Source organism: Thermomonospora sp. CIF 1, assembly GCF_001896795.1.
Taxonomy (GTDB): domain Bacteria; phylum Actinomycetota; class Actinomycetes; order Streptosporangiales; family Streptosporangiaceae; genus Thermomonospora; species Thermomonospora curvata.
Map to the genome: position 1 here is coordinate 101,245 of NZ_MOYN02000020.1, position 11,906 is coordinate 113,150.

At 71.9% G+C, this 11,906-nt stretch carries 14 protein-coding genes; 8 read left to right on the top strand and 6 right to left on the bottom strand.

All coding sequences use genetic code 11. From position 1 onward, the window contains the following. Positions 1-33 precede the first annotated feature (33 nt). Positions 34-393 (bottom strand): hypothetical protein, encoded by a 360-nt coding sequence (locus BUE48_RS13155; protein ID WP_286989968.1) that lies wholly within the window; start codon positions 391-393, stop codon positions 34-36. A 341-nt stretch (positions 394-734) separates the two neighbouring features. Between BUE48_RS13155 and BUE48_RS13160 the strand changes: the two genes are divergently transcribed. Both BUE48_RS13160 and BUE48_RS13165 read left to right on the top strand, forming a co-directional pair. Then, the gene (locus BUE48_RS13160) at positions 735-1,796 is read left to right on the top strand and encodes a phosphotransferase family protein (protein ID WP_012852988.1); all 1,062 of its coding nucleotides are present in this window, start codon (positions 735-737) and stop codon (positions 1,794-1,796) included. Positions 1,797-1,999: 203 nt separating this feature from the next. Next, entirely contained in the window at positions 2,000-2,494 is a 495-nt protein-coding gene (locus tag BUE48_RS13165) for a hypothetical protein (protein ID WP_012852989.1), read from the top strand. 55 nt (positions 2,495-2,549) lie between these two features. On the opposite strand, the gene BUE48_RS13170 is transcribed toward BUE48_RS13165, so the two are convergent. Both BUE48_RS13170 and BUE48_RS13175 read right to left on the bottom strand, forming a co-directional pair. Continuing rightward, positions 2,550-3,887 (bottom strand): lysine N(6)-hydroxylase/L-ornithine N(5)-oxygenase family protein, encoded by a 1,338-nt coding sequence (locus tag BUE48_RS13170; RefSeq protein ID WP_012852990.1) that lies wholly within the window; start codon positions 3,885-3,887, stop codon positions 2,550-2,552. A 199-nt stretch (positions 3,888-4,086) separates the two neighbouring features. After that, positions 4,087-4,662 (bottom strand): RlpA-like double-psi beta-barrel domain-containing protein, encoded by a 576-nt coding sequence (locus tag BUE48_RS13175; RefSeq protein ID WP_012852991.1) that lies wholly within the window; start codon positions 4,660-4,662, stop codon positions 4,087-4,089. Between the two features lie 371 nt (positions 4,663-5,033). Between BUE48_RS13175 and BUE48_RS13180 the strand changes: the two genes are divergently transcribed. Continuing rightward, positions 5,034-6,086, top strand: coding sequence for a permease (locus tag BUE48_RS13180; protein WP_286989969.1), 1,053 nt, complete (start codon positions 5,034-5,036; stop codon positions 6,084-6,086). Beyond that, positions 6,083-6,829: a TIGR03943 family putative permease subunit gene (locus BUE48_RS13185; RefSeq protein ID WP_012852993.1), complete on the top strand. Its 747-nt coding sequence runs from the start codon at positions 6,083-6,085 to the stop codon at positions 6,827-6,829. The genes BUE48_RS13180 and BUE48_RS13185 overlap by 4 nt, the downstream gene beginning before the upstream one ends. A 282-nt stretch (positions 6,830-7,111) precedes the next feature. Here the strand turns inward: BUE48_RS13185 and BUE48_RS13190 are convergent, their stop codons facing one another. Beyond that, complete coding sequence (locus BUE48_RS13190) at positions 7,112-7,465, bottom strand: hypothetical protein (protein WP_012852994.1); 354 nt, start codon at positions 7,463-7,465, stop codon at positions 7,112-7,114. A gap of 237 nt (positions 7,466-7,702) precedes the next feature. Between BUE48_RS13190 and BUE48_RS13195 the strand changes: the two genes are divergently transcribed. Then, a complete protein-coding gene (locus tag BUE48_RS13195; RefSeq protein ID WP_286989972.1) occupies positions 7,703-8,605 on the top strand; it encodes a Sco1979 family transcriptional regulator in 903 nt (300 codons plus the stop codon). Positions 8,606-8,787: 182 nt separating this feature from the next. Continuing rightward, positions 8,788-9,060: a hypothetical protein gene (locus tag BUE48_RS13200; protein ID WP_012852996.1), complete on the top strand. Its 273-nt coding sequence runs from the start codon at positions 8,788-8,790 to the stop codon at positions 9,058-9,060. A gap of 88 nt (positions 9,061-9,148) precedes the next feature. On the opposite strand, the gene BUE48_RS13205 is transcribed toward BUE48_RS13200, so the two are convergent. Together BUE48_RS13205 and BUE48_RS13210 are read right to left on the bottom strand one after the other, a co-directional pair. Next, entirely contained in the window at positions 9,149-9,457 is a 309-nt protein-coding gene (locus BUE48_RS13205) for a hypothetical protein (protein ID WP_012852997.1), read from the bottom strand. A 137-nt stretch (positions 9,458-9,594) separates the two neighbouring features. After that, a complete protein-coding gene (locus BUE48_RS13210) occupies positions 9,595-9,993 on the bottom strand; it encodes a PPOX class F420-dependent oxidoreductase (protein ID WP_012852998.1) in 399 nt (132 codons plus the stop codon). A 316-nt stretch (positions 9,994-10,309) separates the two neighbouring features. On the opposite strand from BUE48_RS13210, the gene BUE48_RS13215 reads away from it, so the two are divergent. Further along, a complete protein-coding gene (locus tag BUE48_RS13215; RefSeq protein ID WP_012852999.1) occupies positions 10,310-11,374 on the top strand; it encodes a phosphotransferase enzyme family protein in 1,065 nt (354 codons plus the stop codon). Between the two features lie 107 nt (positions 11,375-11,481). Next, complete coding sequence (locus BUE48_RS13220) at positions 11,482-11,880, top strand: VOC family protein (RefSeq protein WP_012853000.1); 399 nt, start codon at positions 11,482-11,484, stop codon at positions 11,878-11,880. Positions 11,881-11,906 lie beyond the last annotated feature (26 nt).

Here is an 11,906-nt window from a genome sequence, read left to right on the forward strand (position 1 = left end):
GGGGCGGGCCGGCGCGTCTCCTCCGGGAGGAGGTCAGTCCTCTTCGGGTTCCTGGTCGAGGTCCAAGGCGACGACCGAGGAGCAGTTGACGCAGATCCACTCGGCGATGACCGCCTCGGCCTGCATGTCGCGGGTCCGGTAGGGACGTACGACGCGCCGCTTGCGCATGCCGTGGCCGCAGCCGGCGTGCAGCAGCAGCCCGCACATCCGGCACGGCCACACGTCCTCCTCCCGGCGCCGGCAGCCCGGGCACGGGTGCGGGTCGGGCATGCCCTCGATGGCCAGCTCGGCCCGCCATTGCCGTTCCAGGTCCAGGTACTCGTCGGCCGGCCAGTGCCGGTCGGCCAGCCAGGCCAGGTATTCCTCGTCCTCGGGTTCGAGCACCTTGGTCATGGACTCGGGGTGGCCACCGCCACCGTCCTGCCTCCTGCCGGAGCGGCATACCGCGGTGACGAACCACGTCGCGAGCATCACGACGAATGCCAAAAGCACGCTCATGTCCTCACGCCGTGTGGGCGTCCTTCCTGGTCCAAGCCCTGCGCGCCTGACCGGCGCGGCACAGTGAAAGCGCTCGAACGCTACAAGAAACACCCCACCTGGGAAAAGTCGATCAAAAATTGATCTACCAGGACGTAATGGGTCCCGGCCGGTGATATCCCGGCGGCCGGGATCGCGGATGCCCCGGCGGACGGCTCTGCACGCGCCGTGACCGGCCGGCTGTTAGCCTCCGTGGGGTGAGCGCGCAGATCGATCCGGACGTGGTGGACCTGAAGGTCCTGGCCGCGTGGATGGACGGCCAGGGCCTGCCCGGCGGGCCGCTGGAGGATGTGCGGCCGCTGTCCGGCGGCACCCAGAACGTGCTGGTCAGGCTGCGCCGCGGGGGACGGGAGTACGTGCTGCGGCGCGGCCCCAAGCACCTGCGGGCGCGCACCAACGACGTGCTGCGCCGGGAGGCGCGGGTGCTGACGGCCCTGGACGGCACCGACGTGCCCGCCCCGCGCGTCATCGCCGCCTGCACGGACGAGCAGGTGATGCACGGCGCGGTGTTCTACCTGATGACGCCGGTGGAGGGCTTCAACGCCACCACCGAGCTGCCCGCCCTGCACGCCGGCGACCCGGCCGTGCGGCACCGCATGGGGCTGGAGGCGGCGCGGGCGCTGGCCGCGCTGGGGGCGGTCGACCACGAGGCGGTCGGGCTGGGCGACTTCGGCAGGCCGGAGGGTTTCCTGGAGCGGCAGGTCAGCCGGTGGCTGTCGGAGCTGGATTCGTACTCGGCGCTGGAGGGCTACCCCGGCCCGCAGATCCCGGGGCTTGCGGAGGTGGCCGGCTGGCTGGAGCGGAACCGGCCGCTGCACTGGCGGCCGGGGATCATGCACGGCGATTACCACCTGGCCAACTTGATGTTCCGCTACGACGGGCCGCAGGTGGCGGCGATCGTGGACTGGGAGATGTGCACGATCGGCGACCCGCTGCTGGACCTGGGCTGGCTGCTGGCCACCTGGCCGGACGAGCGCGACGGCAGCGCGCAGATCGCCGGGCCGCTGGGGCTGGCGGGCGGCCTGCCCTCCCCCGCCGAGCTGGTGGCCGCCTACGCCGAGCGGCCGGAGGCGGTCGCGGGCCGGGATCTGACGGCCATCGACTGGTACACCGTGCTGGCCTGTTTCAAGCTGGGCATCGTGCTGGAGGGCACGCACGCGCGGGCCTGTGCGGGCAAGGCGCCCCGGGAGACCGGCGACCTGCTGCACTCCATCACGCTCGCGCTGTTCGACAGGGCCCGGCGCATCATCGCCTCCTGAAACCCGCCCCGGACGGGCGCCCGGCTGATTTCCACGCGGCCTCCTGGCACGGGGCCGGATGCCGCGCCGTTCGCCTTCGCGTGCACCTCGCGGAAACGAAGCGCAGATGAATGATCACCGAACGTAACGATTCGGGCGGTGTAGCGATTTCCCCAGTGACCGGGCCTGGCGTCCTTGCTCCCGAGCCCTCCCGGAGGTGGGCAGTGAAGGTTCTCCTCGGCAGGGATCCGGCCGCCTGGCTGGCCCTGGTCGCCATCACCGTGCAGTTCCTCGTCGCCTGGGGCGTGGAGCTGACCGAAGAGCAGCAGGCGGGCATCAACGCCGTGGCCACCATGGCGATGGGCCTGGCCGTCTCCTGGGTCGTCGCCAGGGAGAAGGCGATCCCGGCGGCCGCCGGGCTGCTGGCGGCGGTGCTGCAGCTGGGCGTGTCCTTCGGCTGGGACATCACCCAGGAGCAGATCGCCGCGGCGGGCGCCCTGCTGACCGCGGTGCTCGCCCTGTACCTGCGCACCCAGGTGACCGCGCCGATCGCACCGGACGGCAGCAAGGTGACGGCGGAGGATCCGCCGGCGAGCACCGGCCGGGCGCAGGCCGCCGAGGCCGCCTCCTCCAGGGCCGAGGCGTCCGCGGAGGGCACGAGCTCTCCGGCCGCCAAAGCGATCGCCGCCTCCGAGGAGCCTTCGGAGGCGGCGCGATAGCGGGCCGGGGGTTCAGCTCAGGCCGATGATCACTCCCTGCCGGGAGCCGTCCGGGTCACCGGGAGAGCGCATAAGGCGGGTTGGGGGCCGCGGAGCGGGCGGCGGTGAGGGATTGGACGATCTCGCCGACCCGGATCGCGGTGACCGACAGCAGTGTCGAGGCGATGCCGTGGGTGTGCTCGGTGGCGCCCTGGACGTAGATGCCGCAGCGCAGCGCATCGGTGGTGGCGATCCGGTAGTCGCGTTCCACCCGCAGCGTGCCGTCGGGCCGGCGCAGGCAGTGCTCCCCCACTTCGCCCAGCAGTGCGGACGGGTCGCCGACGCGGTAGCCGGTGGCGTAGATCAGCGCGTCGGCCTCCAGCTCGGTGCGCTCGCCGGTCGGCAGGAACTCCACGCAGGCGCGGACGGCGGAGCCGGTGGCCTCCACATCGGCGATGCGCGAGACGTTGAACAGGCGCAGCCGCCGCCGGCCGGTGACCTTCTCCTGGTAGAGGCGCCGGTACAGCTCGTCGATGAGGTCCATGTCCACCGCCGAGTAGTTGGTGGAGTGGTGGTAGTCCAGCAGCATCCGCTTGACGTCCTCGGGGGCGGCGTAGAAGTGGTCCACCGCCTCCGGGTCGAAGATGCGGTTGGCGAAGGAGCTGTCGTCGGCGGGGGTGTAGCCGTACCTGGCGAAGACCGCGCAGATCTCGGCGGCCGGGAAGGTGCGGTGCAGGTACTCGGTGACCTCGGCGGCGCTCTGGCCGGCTCCGACCACCAGCAGCCGTTTGGGGTCGTGCAGGGCGGGGGTGCGGTGCAGCAGCTCGTGGCTGTGCCATACGCGCTCGCCGGCCGGGGCCTCCGGCGGCAGCACCGGCTCCAGCCCGATGGCGATCACCAGGTTGCGGGTGCGGTGGGTGACCAGTTCGTCGGCCGAGCCGCCGCGGCGGACCACCACATCCAGGGCCGTGGCGGGCCCCTGTTCGGGCACCGGGCGGACCGTCACCACCTCGGCGCCGTATTCGACCTGGCCGTCGAAGTGCCCGGCGGCCCATTCGAGGTAGTCGTGGAATTCCGCGCGGGAGGGGAAGAGCGTCTTGTGGTTGATGAAGTCGGCCAGCCGGCCGCGCTCCCGCAGGTAGTTCAGGAAGCTGAACTCGCTGGTCGGGTTGCGCATCGTCACCAGGTCCTTCAGAAAGGACACCTGCATGGTGGCGCCGTCGATGAGCATTCCCCGGTGCCAGCCGAAGGCCGGCTGCCGTTCGAAGAACACCGCTTCGATCCGGTCCCCTTCGGCCGCCGTCGCGTTGTGCTCACGCAGCGCGATGGCCAGCGCCAGGTTGGAGGGGCCGAAACCGATGCCCACCACATCGTGCACGTGATCGGCCGAGTCGCAGGTCGGGGGGAGGGGCATGGGTGTCCTTTCCGCGCGAGTCGTCCGGGGAGATCCCCACCAAGGCGACGACAGTTAGGTTAGCCTCGCCTAACGAAGGTGAGCCTAACCTTTCCGCGCTTCGCGTCACAAGACACCGTGTTCAAGATCATCCGAGCGGGGCGGAGACGGCGCGAGGCGGGCGGCCATCGTGGCCGCCCGCCTCGCGGGGGTCCTCCGGTCAGGAACCGAACGGCTTGGGGGCGCCCTTCTCCCCCGGCCCCGGTCCCCACTCCAGGACCTCGTACTTGACGCCCTTGAGGTGACCCGTGCCACCGCCGGCGTGGTAGTCGTCCTTGGGCTTGCCGCCGTCCAGCAGGTAGCGGAACGAGTGGGTGTCCAGGTCGAGCATGATGCCCCGGTGCGAGGGCTCACCGGGCCCGCGGTCGCCGATGAAACCGGTGACGCTGCGGCCGCCGTAGGTGACGCGGACCTTGGTCAGCATCGGCCAGCTCGGGCTGGCGAACATGCCCTTCTGCATGGGTTTGCCGCTGGCGGGGGCGCCGGTGTCGCCCCTGATGCCAGAGCCGTCGTCCCAGAAGTAGGAGGCGGTGGTGGTGCCGGTCAGCAGCACCTCACCCGAATCGCCCGGGGCGGCCCGCCGGGCGTCCGCCGAGTCCTGCCGGGCGCTCGCCGTGCTCTGACCGCCGGCGGCGGAGGCGGCGTTCACCTTGGCGATCGTCCCGGCGGTGACCCCGGTGACCAGGACGGCTCCGGCGACACCGGTCAGGGCGATGTGCTTGGCGGACGTGCGCAATGGATTTCCTTTCGCGTGGACGGCTGGGCGAACTCGCCGCAAAAAGCCCGCATGGGCATGCGATCGCCGGCCTCACGGCCCGAGGAGAAGTCGGGAAGATCACCGCACGGGTCTCAGGGACCGGGGCGCCGCGGCTCAGCGGCGGTGCCGGCGGTGCGGGCCGCCACCTGGCGGGCGGCAGGCCCCGATTTATGCGGCTTTGTCGTCATGCGGCCGGACTTGACGGCCTGTTGACCGCCGCCGTACCGCGACTGGGGGAGCCGTTACCAAGAACAGACCGAACGCGGGGGTTTATTCAGCCGTCCAGGTAGATCTTTTGGGACGGTCCGCAAGGAGGGATTCGGCCCCCGGGCCGGGAAGGCTCTGGCAGCATGGCCGCCATGACCGACCGCAGCGGCCTGAACACAGCCGATCCCTACGACGAGGAGTTGCTTCCGCCGCCGGAGTGGGCTCCGGGCACGACGATGAGCCCGGGGACCCGCGCACTGTGGGCCTTCGTGGCACTGGCGGCCGCAATGGCGGCGGGCCGGATCTGGGTGGCGCCGCGAATCGAGGCGGCGGCCCTGGAGACCTGGACCACCGTCTTCGTGGCGATCTGCGTGCAGGCCCTGCCCTTTTTGGTCTTCGGGGTGATGCTGTCGGCGGCCATCACCGCGTTCGTGCCGCCGGCGGTGTGGCGGCGGGTGCTGCCCCGCCGCTCCGGCGCCGCGGTGCCGGTGGCCGGGGTGATGGGAGCGGTGCTGCCGGGCTGCGAGTGCGCTTCGGTGCCGGTGGCCGGAGGGCTGATGGCGCGCGGGGTCGCGCCCGCCGCCGCGCTGACCTTCCTGCTGGCCGCCCCCGCCATCAACCCCGTGGTGCTGGTGGCCACCGCGGTGGCCTTCCCGGACTCGCCGCAGATGGTGCTCGGCCGGTTCGCCGCCTCGCTGATCGTGGCCGTGCTGGCCGGCTGGGCGTGGCTGCTGCTGGGGCGGGGCGAGTGGCTGCGCGTGCCGTCCCGCCCGCTCGCCGCCGCCGGGGCCGCGGCGCGCTGGGAGTCCTTCCGGCAGGCGATGCGGCACGACCTCATGCACGCCGGGGGCTTTTTGGTGGTCGGCGGCATGGCGGCGGCCACCATCAACGTGGTGGTGCCCGCCTCCTGGGTGGACGGCCTGGCCGGGGTGCCGGTGGTGTCGGTGCTGACGCTGGCGCTGCTGGCGGTGCTGATGTCGATCTGCTCGGAGGCCGACGCCTTCGTGGCCGCCAGCCTGACGCAGTTCTCCCCCACCGCCAAGCTGGCCTTCCTGGTGGTGGGGCCGATGGTGGACCTGAAGCTGATCGCGTTGCAGGCCGGGTTCTTCGGGCGCCGCTTCGCGCTGCGCTTCGTCCCGCTGACGTTCACGCTCGCGGTGACGGTCAGCCTGGTCGTGGGAGGGGTGCTGCAGTGAGCAGGCCGGCGCAGAACCTGCTGCTGATCACGCTCGGCGCGGCGGTGCTGTGGATCACGCTGGCGACCGACGAGTACCTCAACTATGTCAAACCCGGCTTCCGGCCGCTGCTGGTCGCCGCGGCGGTGGCGATGGCCGCGCTCGGCGCCGCCGGGCTGCGTCGCGACTGGCACGACTCCCCCGGCGCCTCCCCCGACGGCGCCCACGGCCATGGCCACGGGCACGATCACGGGCACGGACCGCGGGTGGCGTGGCTGCTGTGCCTGCCCGCGCTGGCGATCTTCGTGATCGCGCCGCCCGCGCTGGGGTCCTTCACCGCCGCCCGCGGCACCGACCGTCCGGCCGCGCCGCCCTCCCCGCCCGCCGAGGGCTACCGGCGGCTCGTCCCCACCGGCGAGCCGATCGACATGACGCTGGGCGAGTTCATCGGCCGTTCGTTCGAGACGCAGACCGGGATGCCCAACGGACTGACGGACGTGCAGGTGCGGCTGACCGGCTTCGTGCGCTCCCGCAAAGAGGGCGACGGCTGGTACCTGACCCGGCTGAAGATGACCTGCTGCGCCGGTGACGCCGTCCCGTTCCAGGTGATCGTGCACGGGCTGGACAAGCCCGCCGACGGCACCTGGGTCCAGGTGGTCGGCGTCTACCGGCCGCCGAAGACCCGCAGGCCGGCCACGGGCATGCACGACCTGTACGGGCAGAGCCTGCGCAGGATCAAAAAGCCGAAGAACGCTTATGAGTGAGCCTTCTCACGACGTGGTCAGGGGGCCGAGACGGCTCTGAGGTCGCGACGGCGCAGGTCATGACACCGTCCCCAATATGCGGCCGGTGGGAGCGCCGTGGCGGAAAGGCTCACTGGGGCGAAGCCGCGGAACTTTCCGGGGAGCGGCCGGCGCGATGGCGGGCCGCTCCCTCGGGCAAGGGCTCGATGCCCGCAGGACGAGCGCCGGCGGTGCGGGCGCTCATCTGCGGGGGCGACGCGTGAGCGGGGAACACGCCGTCCCTGCGAACGCGCCGGGCCGCGATCAAAGCTGGGGGTAGCCGACCGGCTCGCGTGCGGGGAACACGTGCGAGCCGTCGTCACGGCGCTGCGCGGGAGGCGGCACCGGGGGCGGCGCCGCGGGAGCCGTCGCGGGCGGCGCCATGGGGGAGGCCACGGAGGACATCGCGCGCTGCTCGCCGAGCATGCCCGTCAGGGCACGGGCGGCCTCGGCGTCCATGCGCACGATCACGCTGGGACATCCTGTGGAGTCGACGAAGGGGGATACGCCGGGAGCGCTGGTCACCCCTCTCCGCTCAAGCGCCTGCCGCATCTCTTCGCGGAGCTCATGCGCCAACCACAGGGCTTCACGATCGCTGTCGGTCAGGTGTGCGTTCATCGCGATCTCCGGGGGGTCACGCCGGGGGGCCTGCGGGCTATCCTGCTCCGTTCATTGTGCAGGTGCAAGGTCTGATGCACGTGCATTTCATCAAAAGATCACACGTAACCCGCCGGGGCCCGGCTCGTTGCCCATCTCATATGGGAGGTGTCGTGGCAGCATGGACATCAGACCCCGCCTGCCGGCAACGGGGCCCGCTGCGCCCCGCCCGGCCGGCATGACCCCCCGGGAGCGCTCATGAGCCCAGCTCACGCCGCAGACGAGCCGCCGGCCAACGTGATCGCCTACCCTCGGAACGGTCCAACCGCGCTGCGCATCGCGCTCGGCGCCCAGCTGCGCAGGCTGCGCGAGGAACGCGGGCTGTCCACCGAGGAGGCCGGGTACGCCATCCGCGGCTCCCACTCCAAGATCAGCCGGATGGAGAACGGCCGGGTCGGCTTCAAGGAACGGGACGTGGCCGACCTGCTGACCCTGTACGGGGTGACGGACGGCGAGCTGCGCGAAAGCCTGCTGGCGATGGCCCGCCAGTCCAACACCCCCGGCTGGTGGCACCAGTACGGCGACGTGCTGCCGGACTGGTTCCTGGTCTACATCGGCCTGGAGCAGGCGGCCACGCTGATCCGCACCTATGAGGTGCAGTTCGTGCCGGGGCTGCTGCAGACCGAGGACTACGCCCGGGCCGTGGTCCGGCTGGGCCACCCCCACGCCCCGGAAGAGGAGATCGAGCGCCGGGTACGGCTGCGGATGACCCGGCAGGGCCGGCTGCACGGCCCGGATCCGCTCCGGCTGTGGGCGGTGGTGGACGAGGCGGCGCTGCGCCGCCCCCTCGGCGGCCCGGAGGTGATGCGCGACCAGCTGCGCCACCTGATCCGGATGACCGAGCTGGACCACATCACGCTGCAGATCGTGCCGTTCTCGGCCGGCGGGCACGCCGCGGCCGGCGGCCCGTTCTCCATCCTGCGCTTCGGCGAGCAGACCCTGTCGGATGTGATCTACCTGGAGCAGCTCACCAGCTCGCTGTACCTGGACAAGCCCGCCGACGTGGACCGCTACCGCCAGGTCATGGACCGGCTGTCGGTGGACGCCTGCCCCGCCTTCCAGACCCGCGCGCTGCTGGAGGAGATGATCGACCGATTGTGACCGCGCCCCTTCGGACCGTCCATGTCACCGGGCGGCGCCGTGGATGAGACCGGGGCCGCGGAACCACTGCTCTGAGAGAAGTTGAAAACCGGAGCAAATAGGCGCAAGCTGTCCCCTGTGCGAAGGCGGGGGTGCACGGTCCCTTCCACACCGTTGTCCGCAACCGTCGACAGGACGCACCGATGTTCCAGATTTGGGAGAGCGGAGAGCCCGCCAGGTTCGTCACCGACGCCGAGACCCTCCAAGGGGCGCTCGACAAGGTCGACACCATGTGCCGGCTCCGCCATGACCAGGCCGCCGCAGCGTTGGAGCAGCCCGAAAACGGCTACCGATTCGAGATCCGCGGTGAGAACGGCACCGCGCTGGCGACACTGACTTACTGGCCCGACCCCTCACGCCCTTATGAGAGCGTGATCGTCCGGGAAATGGGCGGGCAACAGGAGGAGAAAGGCTGAGCGCACCGAACCGACCGCAGACGGGCGGCGTGTTCCTAAAGCCGGGGGAACACGCCGCCCGTTTCGCAGGCGCTCATGCCGGGGCGCCTCAGGCGGCCCAGGAGGCCTTGTGGGCGAGGCGGTGCTGCATCAGCTCGATGGCCTCCGGCAGGCTTCGCGCGGCGGCCTGGGCGCGCAGCCGGCGGCCGTCGAGCTCGACGATCGCCTGGGCCAGCGCGGGCCGCGGCGGCGCCGGCTCGCCCAGCACCGTCAGCGTCACCCGCGCCGAGGCGGTCCGGCCCGGCACCCCGGCCAGCACCGAGCGCACCGCGCGCTCGGCGCGCGCCACGTCGTCCTCGGCGACCCGGCCCGAGGTCACCGTCTGCACCAGCGGTTCACGGTCCTTTCCGTCGTGCATTTCCTGATCCCCCAAAAACATGAATCCACAGCGGGCGTCCGGCCCCGCCCGCCTGCTCACATCTATGGGACAAGAATCAGCGGCACGACGTTCGCAAAAATCGGAGAGAGTTCCGTCACGTCCTGCGTTCGCCCAGCTCAGGCACCCGTGCTGTAAATCACTTTTTCCGGCGTCAGCCGAACTGTGACGCGCTTCTCACCCGGCTGCCGGAAAGGGTAGCGATCGGCGCCCAGATATTTCTTGGCCAGGCGGTCGATGACGGCGTCGGCGCCCTCGGTCTCCAGGCGGGCCGTCCCGGACACGCTGAGGTAGTGGTAGTCGTTGTCGGGGTCCTTGACGCTCACCGCCATCCGCGGGTCGGCCTTGAGGTGCTTTTCCTTGGCCCGGCCGACCGCGGTGTTGATGATGACGTCGTCGCCGTCCACATCCACCCAGACCACGGTGTTGTGCAGGGAGCCGTCCGGGCGCACCGTGGTGGCCCAGCCGTGCAGGGGACGGCGGAGCAGCGCCTTGGCGTCCTCGCTGAGCTTGTCCATCGCGACTCCTCACTGTCGTCACTGCGGCCCGCCTCCTGAAGGCGGAGACGGCGCGCCGCCGAAGGTTCCGCCTGAGCTGTTCCCGCTCCGCGGTCGAAGACCGCCCCGCGGCAGCCCTTTTCCGTCCCAGATCGCAGCGCCTGCGCAGACGGCGAACCAGGAAAAAGGTTCATCGCGGTCTGCATCGGGCGGGATGCCGCCGATGCCCTGGGCGCGCCGGGGTTTTACGCGGCCGAGCGGCGCGTGTAGCGTCGGCTGAACACCAGTTCGAGCAAGTGCGAAGTTTTCGTCAGCGCGACGCCAGCGAGGTGCCCACGTGCGCGACCGCGAGCCTGACGCCGAGCCGCCGCCACGGCTGCTGCGCCGCTGGGAGCTGGGCGAGGCCCGGCGGTTCGTCCCGCTGCCGGTGGACGGCCCGCACCGGGCATGGCGGGTGGAGACCGGCACCGGCAGGACCGTCCTGCTCAAGCGGTACGGGCAGATCGACCGCAAACGGGTGCTGTTTCAGCACTCGGTGACCACGGCGCTGGATGCGGCCGGGCTGCCGGTGCCCGCCCCCCTGCCCGCCCGCGCCGGCCGCACCCTGGTGCAGGCCGAGGGCCGGGCCTATGCCGTCTACCCCTGGATCGAGGGGGCGCGGCGCGACGGCCTGGAGCTGTCGCTGGGCCAGTGCCGCCAGCTCGGAGGGCTGCTGGGGCGGCTGCACGCCGAACTGGACCGCCTGGCCCCTCCGGTGCAGCAGAGCCTGCTGGTGCCCACTCCCCGCGCCGCCGACGCCATCGCCGCCGCGGACCGGCTGCTGGCGGCGCTGCCGCAGGACGGCGACGACTTCGCCGCGCTGGCCGGCCGGCGGCTGCGCGAGCGGCGGGAGCTGCTGCGGGAGCTGGCCGACCACCAGCCGCCGGAGGCGGAGGCGTTCACGGTCGGCTACATCCACGGCGGCTTTCACGCCCGCAACCTGCTGTACGGCCGGACCCGCCAGGTGAGCGCGGTCGTCGGATGGGGCGGGCTGCGCGTGGCGCCGTTCGCCGAGGACCTGGTGCGCGCGGCGGTGGCGCTGTTCGCCGGGTACGGCGAGGAGCGCGGGCTGGACCTGGACCGGGTGGAGGCGTTCGTGGACGGCCACCGTGCGGCCTTCCCGCTGGACGCCGGGCAGATCTGCTCGGCGGTGCACCGGCTGTGGTGGGAGCAGCTGTGCGATCTGGGCCCGCTGCGCCGCCACTACCTGGAACGCCGCCGGGACCGCCAGGGCCCGCCGCCGGCGGACGCGGCGCTGGTGACCTGGTGGACGGCGCACCTGGACCGGACGCTGGAGGTCTTCGCCGCCCCCTACAGCGGCGCCGCGCGGCCGGAGCAGGCCGGCCACCTGGATGGACCTTGAGGTCGCCGCACGGACGCAGGAGGACATTCGATGCCGATCGCCGCACCGCCGCAGGCGCCCCCGAGGCGGGCCCCGGGCGCCGTCGCCTTCTTTTCGGTGAGGTCGCCATGGACGTGCTGAGCAGCCGGATCCTGCTGCGTCCGGCCGATCCGGCGCGCAGCCACCGCTTCTACCGGGACGTGCTCGGCCTGGCCGTCTACCGGGAGTTCGGGCCGCCGGAGGAACCCGGGGTGGTCTACTTCCTCGGGCAGGGCCTGCTGGAGGTCTCCGGACGCTCCGCCGAAGGGCCGGGCGCGGCGCTGATGCTGTGGCTGCAGGTGCGCGATGTGCACGCCGAGCACCGGCGGCTGCGCGAGGCGGGGGTCACCGTGCTGCGCGAGCCGCGGCAGGAGCCGTGGGGGCTGATCGAGATGTGGATCGCCGACCCCGATGGGGTGCGGATCGCGCTGGTGGAGGTGCCCGCCGACCATCCGCTGCGCCGCGACCCGCGTCCGCTGCCCTCCTGAAGGCCGGATCCGGGCAGCGGACGCGT

Excerpts from the sequence above, each read along its gene's own strand:
- BUE48_RS13155 (WP_286989968.1), bottom strand. The coding sequence starts at position 393 with ATGACCAAGGTGCTCGAACCCGAGGACGAGGAATACCTGGCCTGGCTG.
- BUE48_RS13170 (WP_012852990.1), bottom strand. The coding sequence starts at position 3,887 with ATGCCCCTCCCCCCGACCTGCGACTCGGCCGATCACGTGCACGATGTG.
- BUE48_RS13180 (WP_286989969.1), top strand. The coding sequence starts at position 5,034 with ATGGCCGCCATGACCGACCGCAGCGGCCTGAACACAGCCGATCCCTAC.
- BUE48_RS13190 (WP_012852994.1), bottom strand. The coding sequence starts at position 7,465 with ATGAACGCACACCTGACCGACAGCGATCGTGAAGCCCTGTGGTTGGCG.
- BUE48_RS13195 (WP_286989972.1), top strand. The coding sequence starts at position 7,703 with ATGAGCCCAGCTCACGCCGCAGACGAGCCGCCGGCCAACGTGATCGCC.
- BUE48_RS13200 (WP_012852996.1), top strand. The coding sequence starts at position 8,788 with ATGTTCCAGATTTGGGAGAGCGGAGAGCCCGCCAGGTTCGTCACCGAC.
- BUE48_RS13205 (WP_012852997.1), bottom strand. The coding sequence starts at position 9,457 with ATGCACGACGGAAAGGACCGTGAACCGCTGGTGCAGACGGTGACCTCG.
- BUE48_RS13210 (WP_012852998.1), bottom strand. The coding sequence starts at position 9,993 with ATGGACAAGCTCAGCGAGGACGCCAAGGCGCTGCTCCGCCGTCCCCTG.
- BUE48_RS13220 (WP_012853000.1), top strand. The coding sequence starts at position 11,482 with ATGGACGTGCTGAGCAGCCGGATCCTGCTGCGTCCGGCCGATCCGGCG.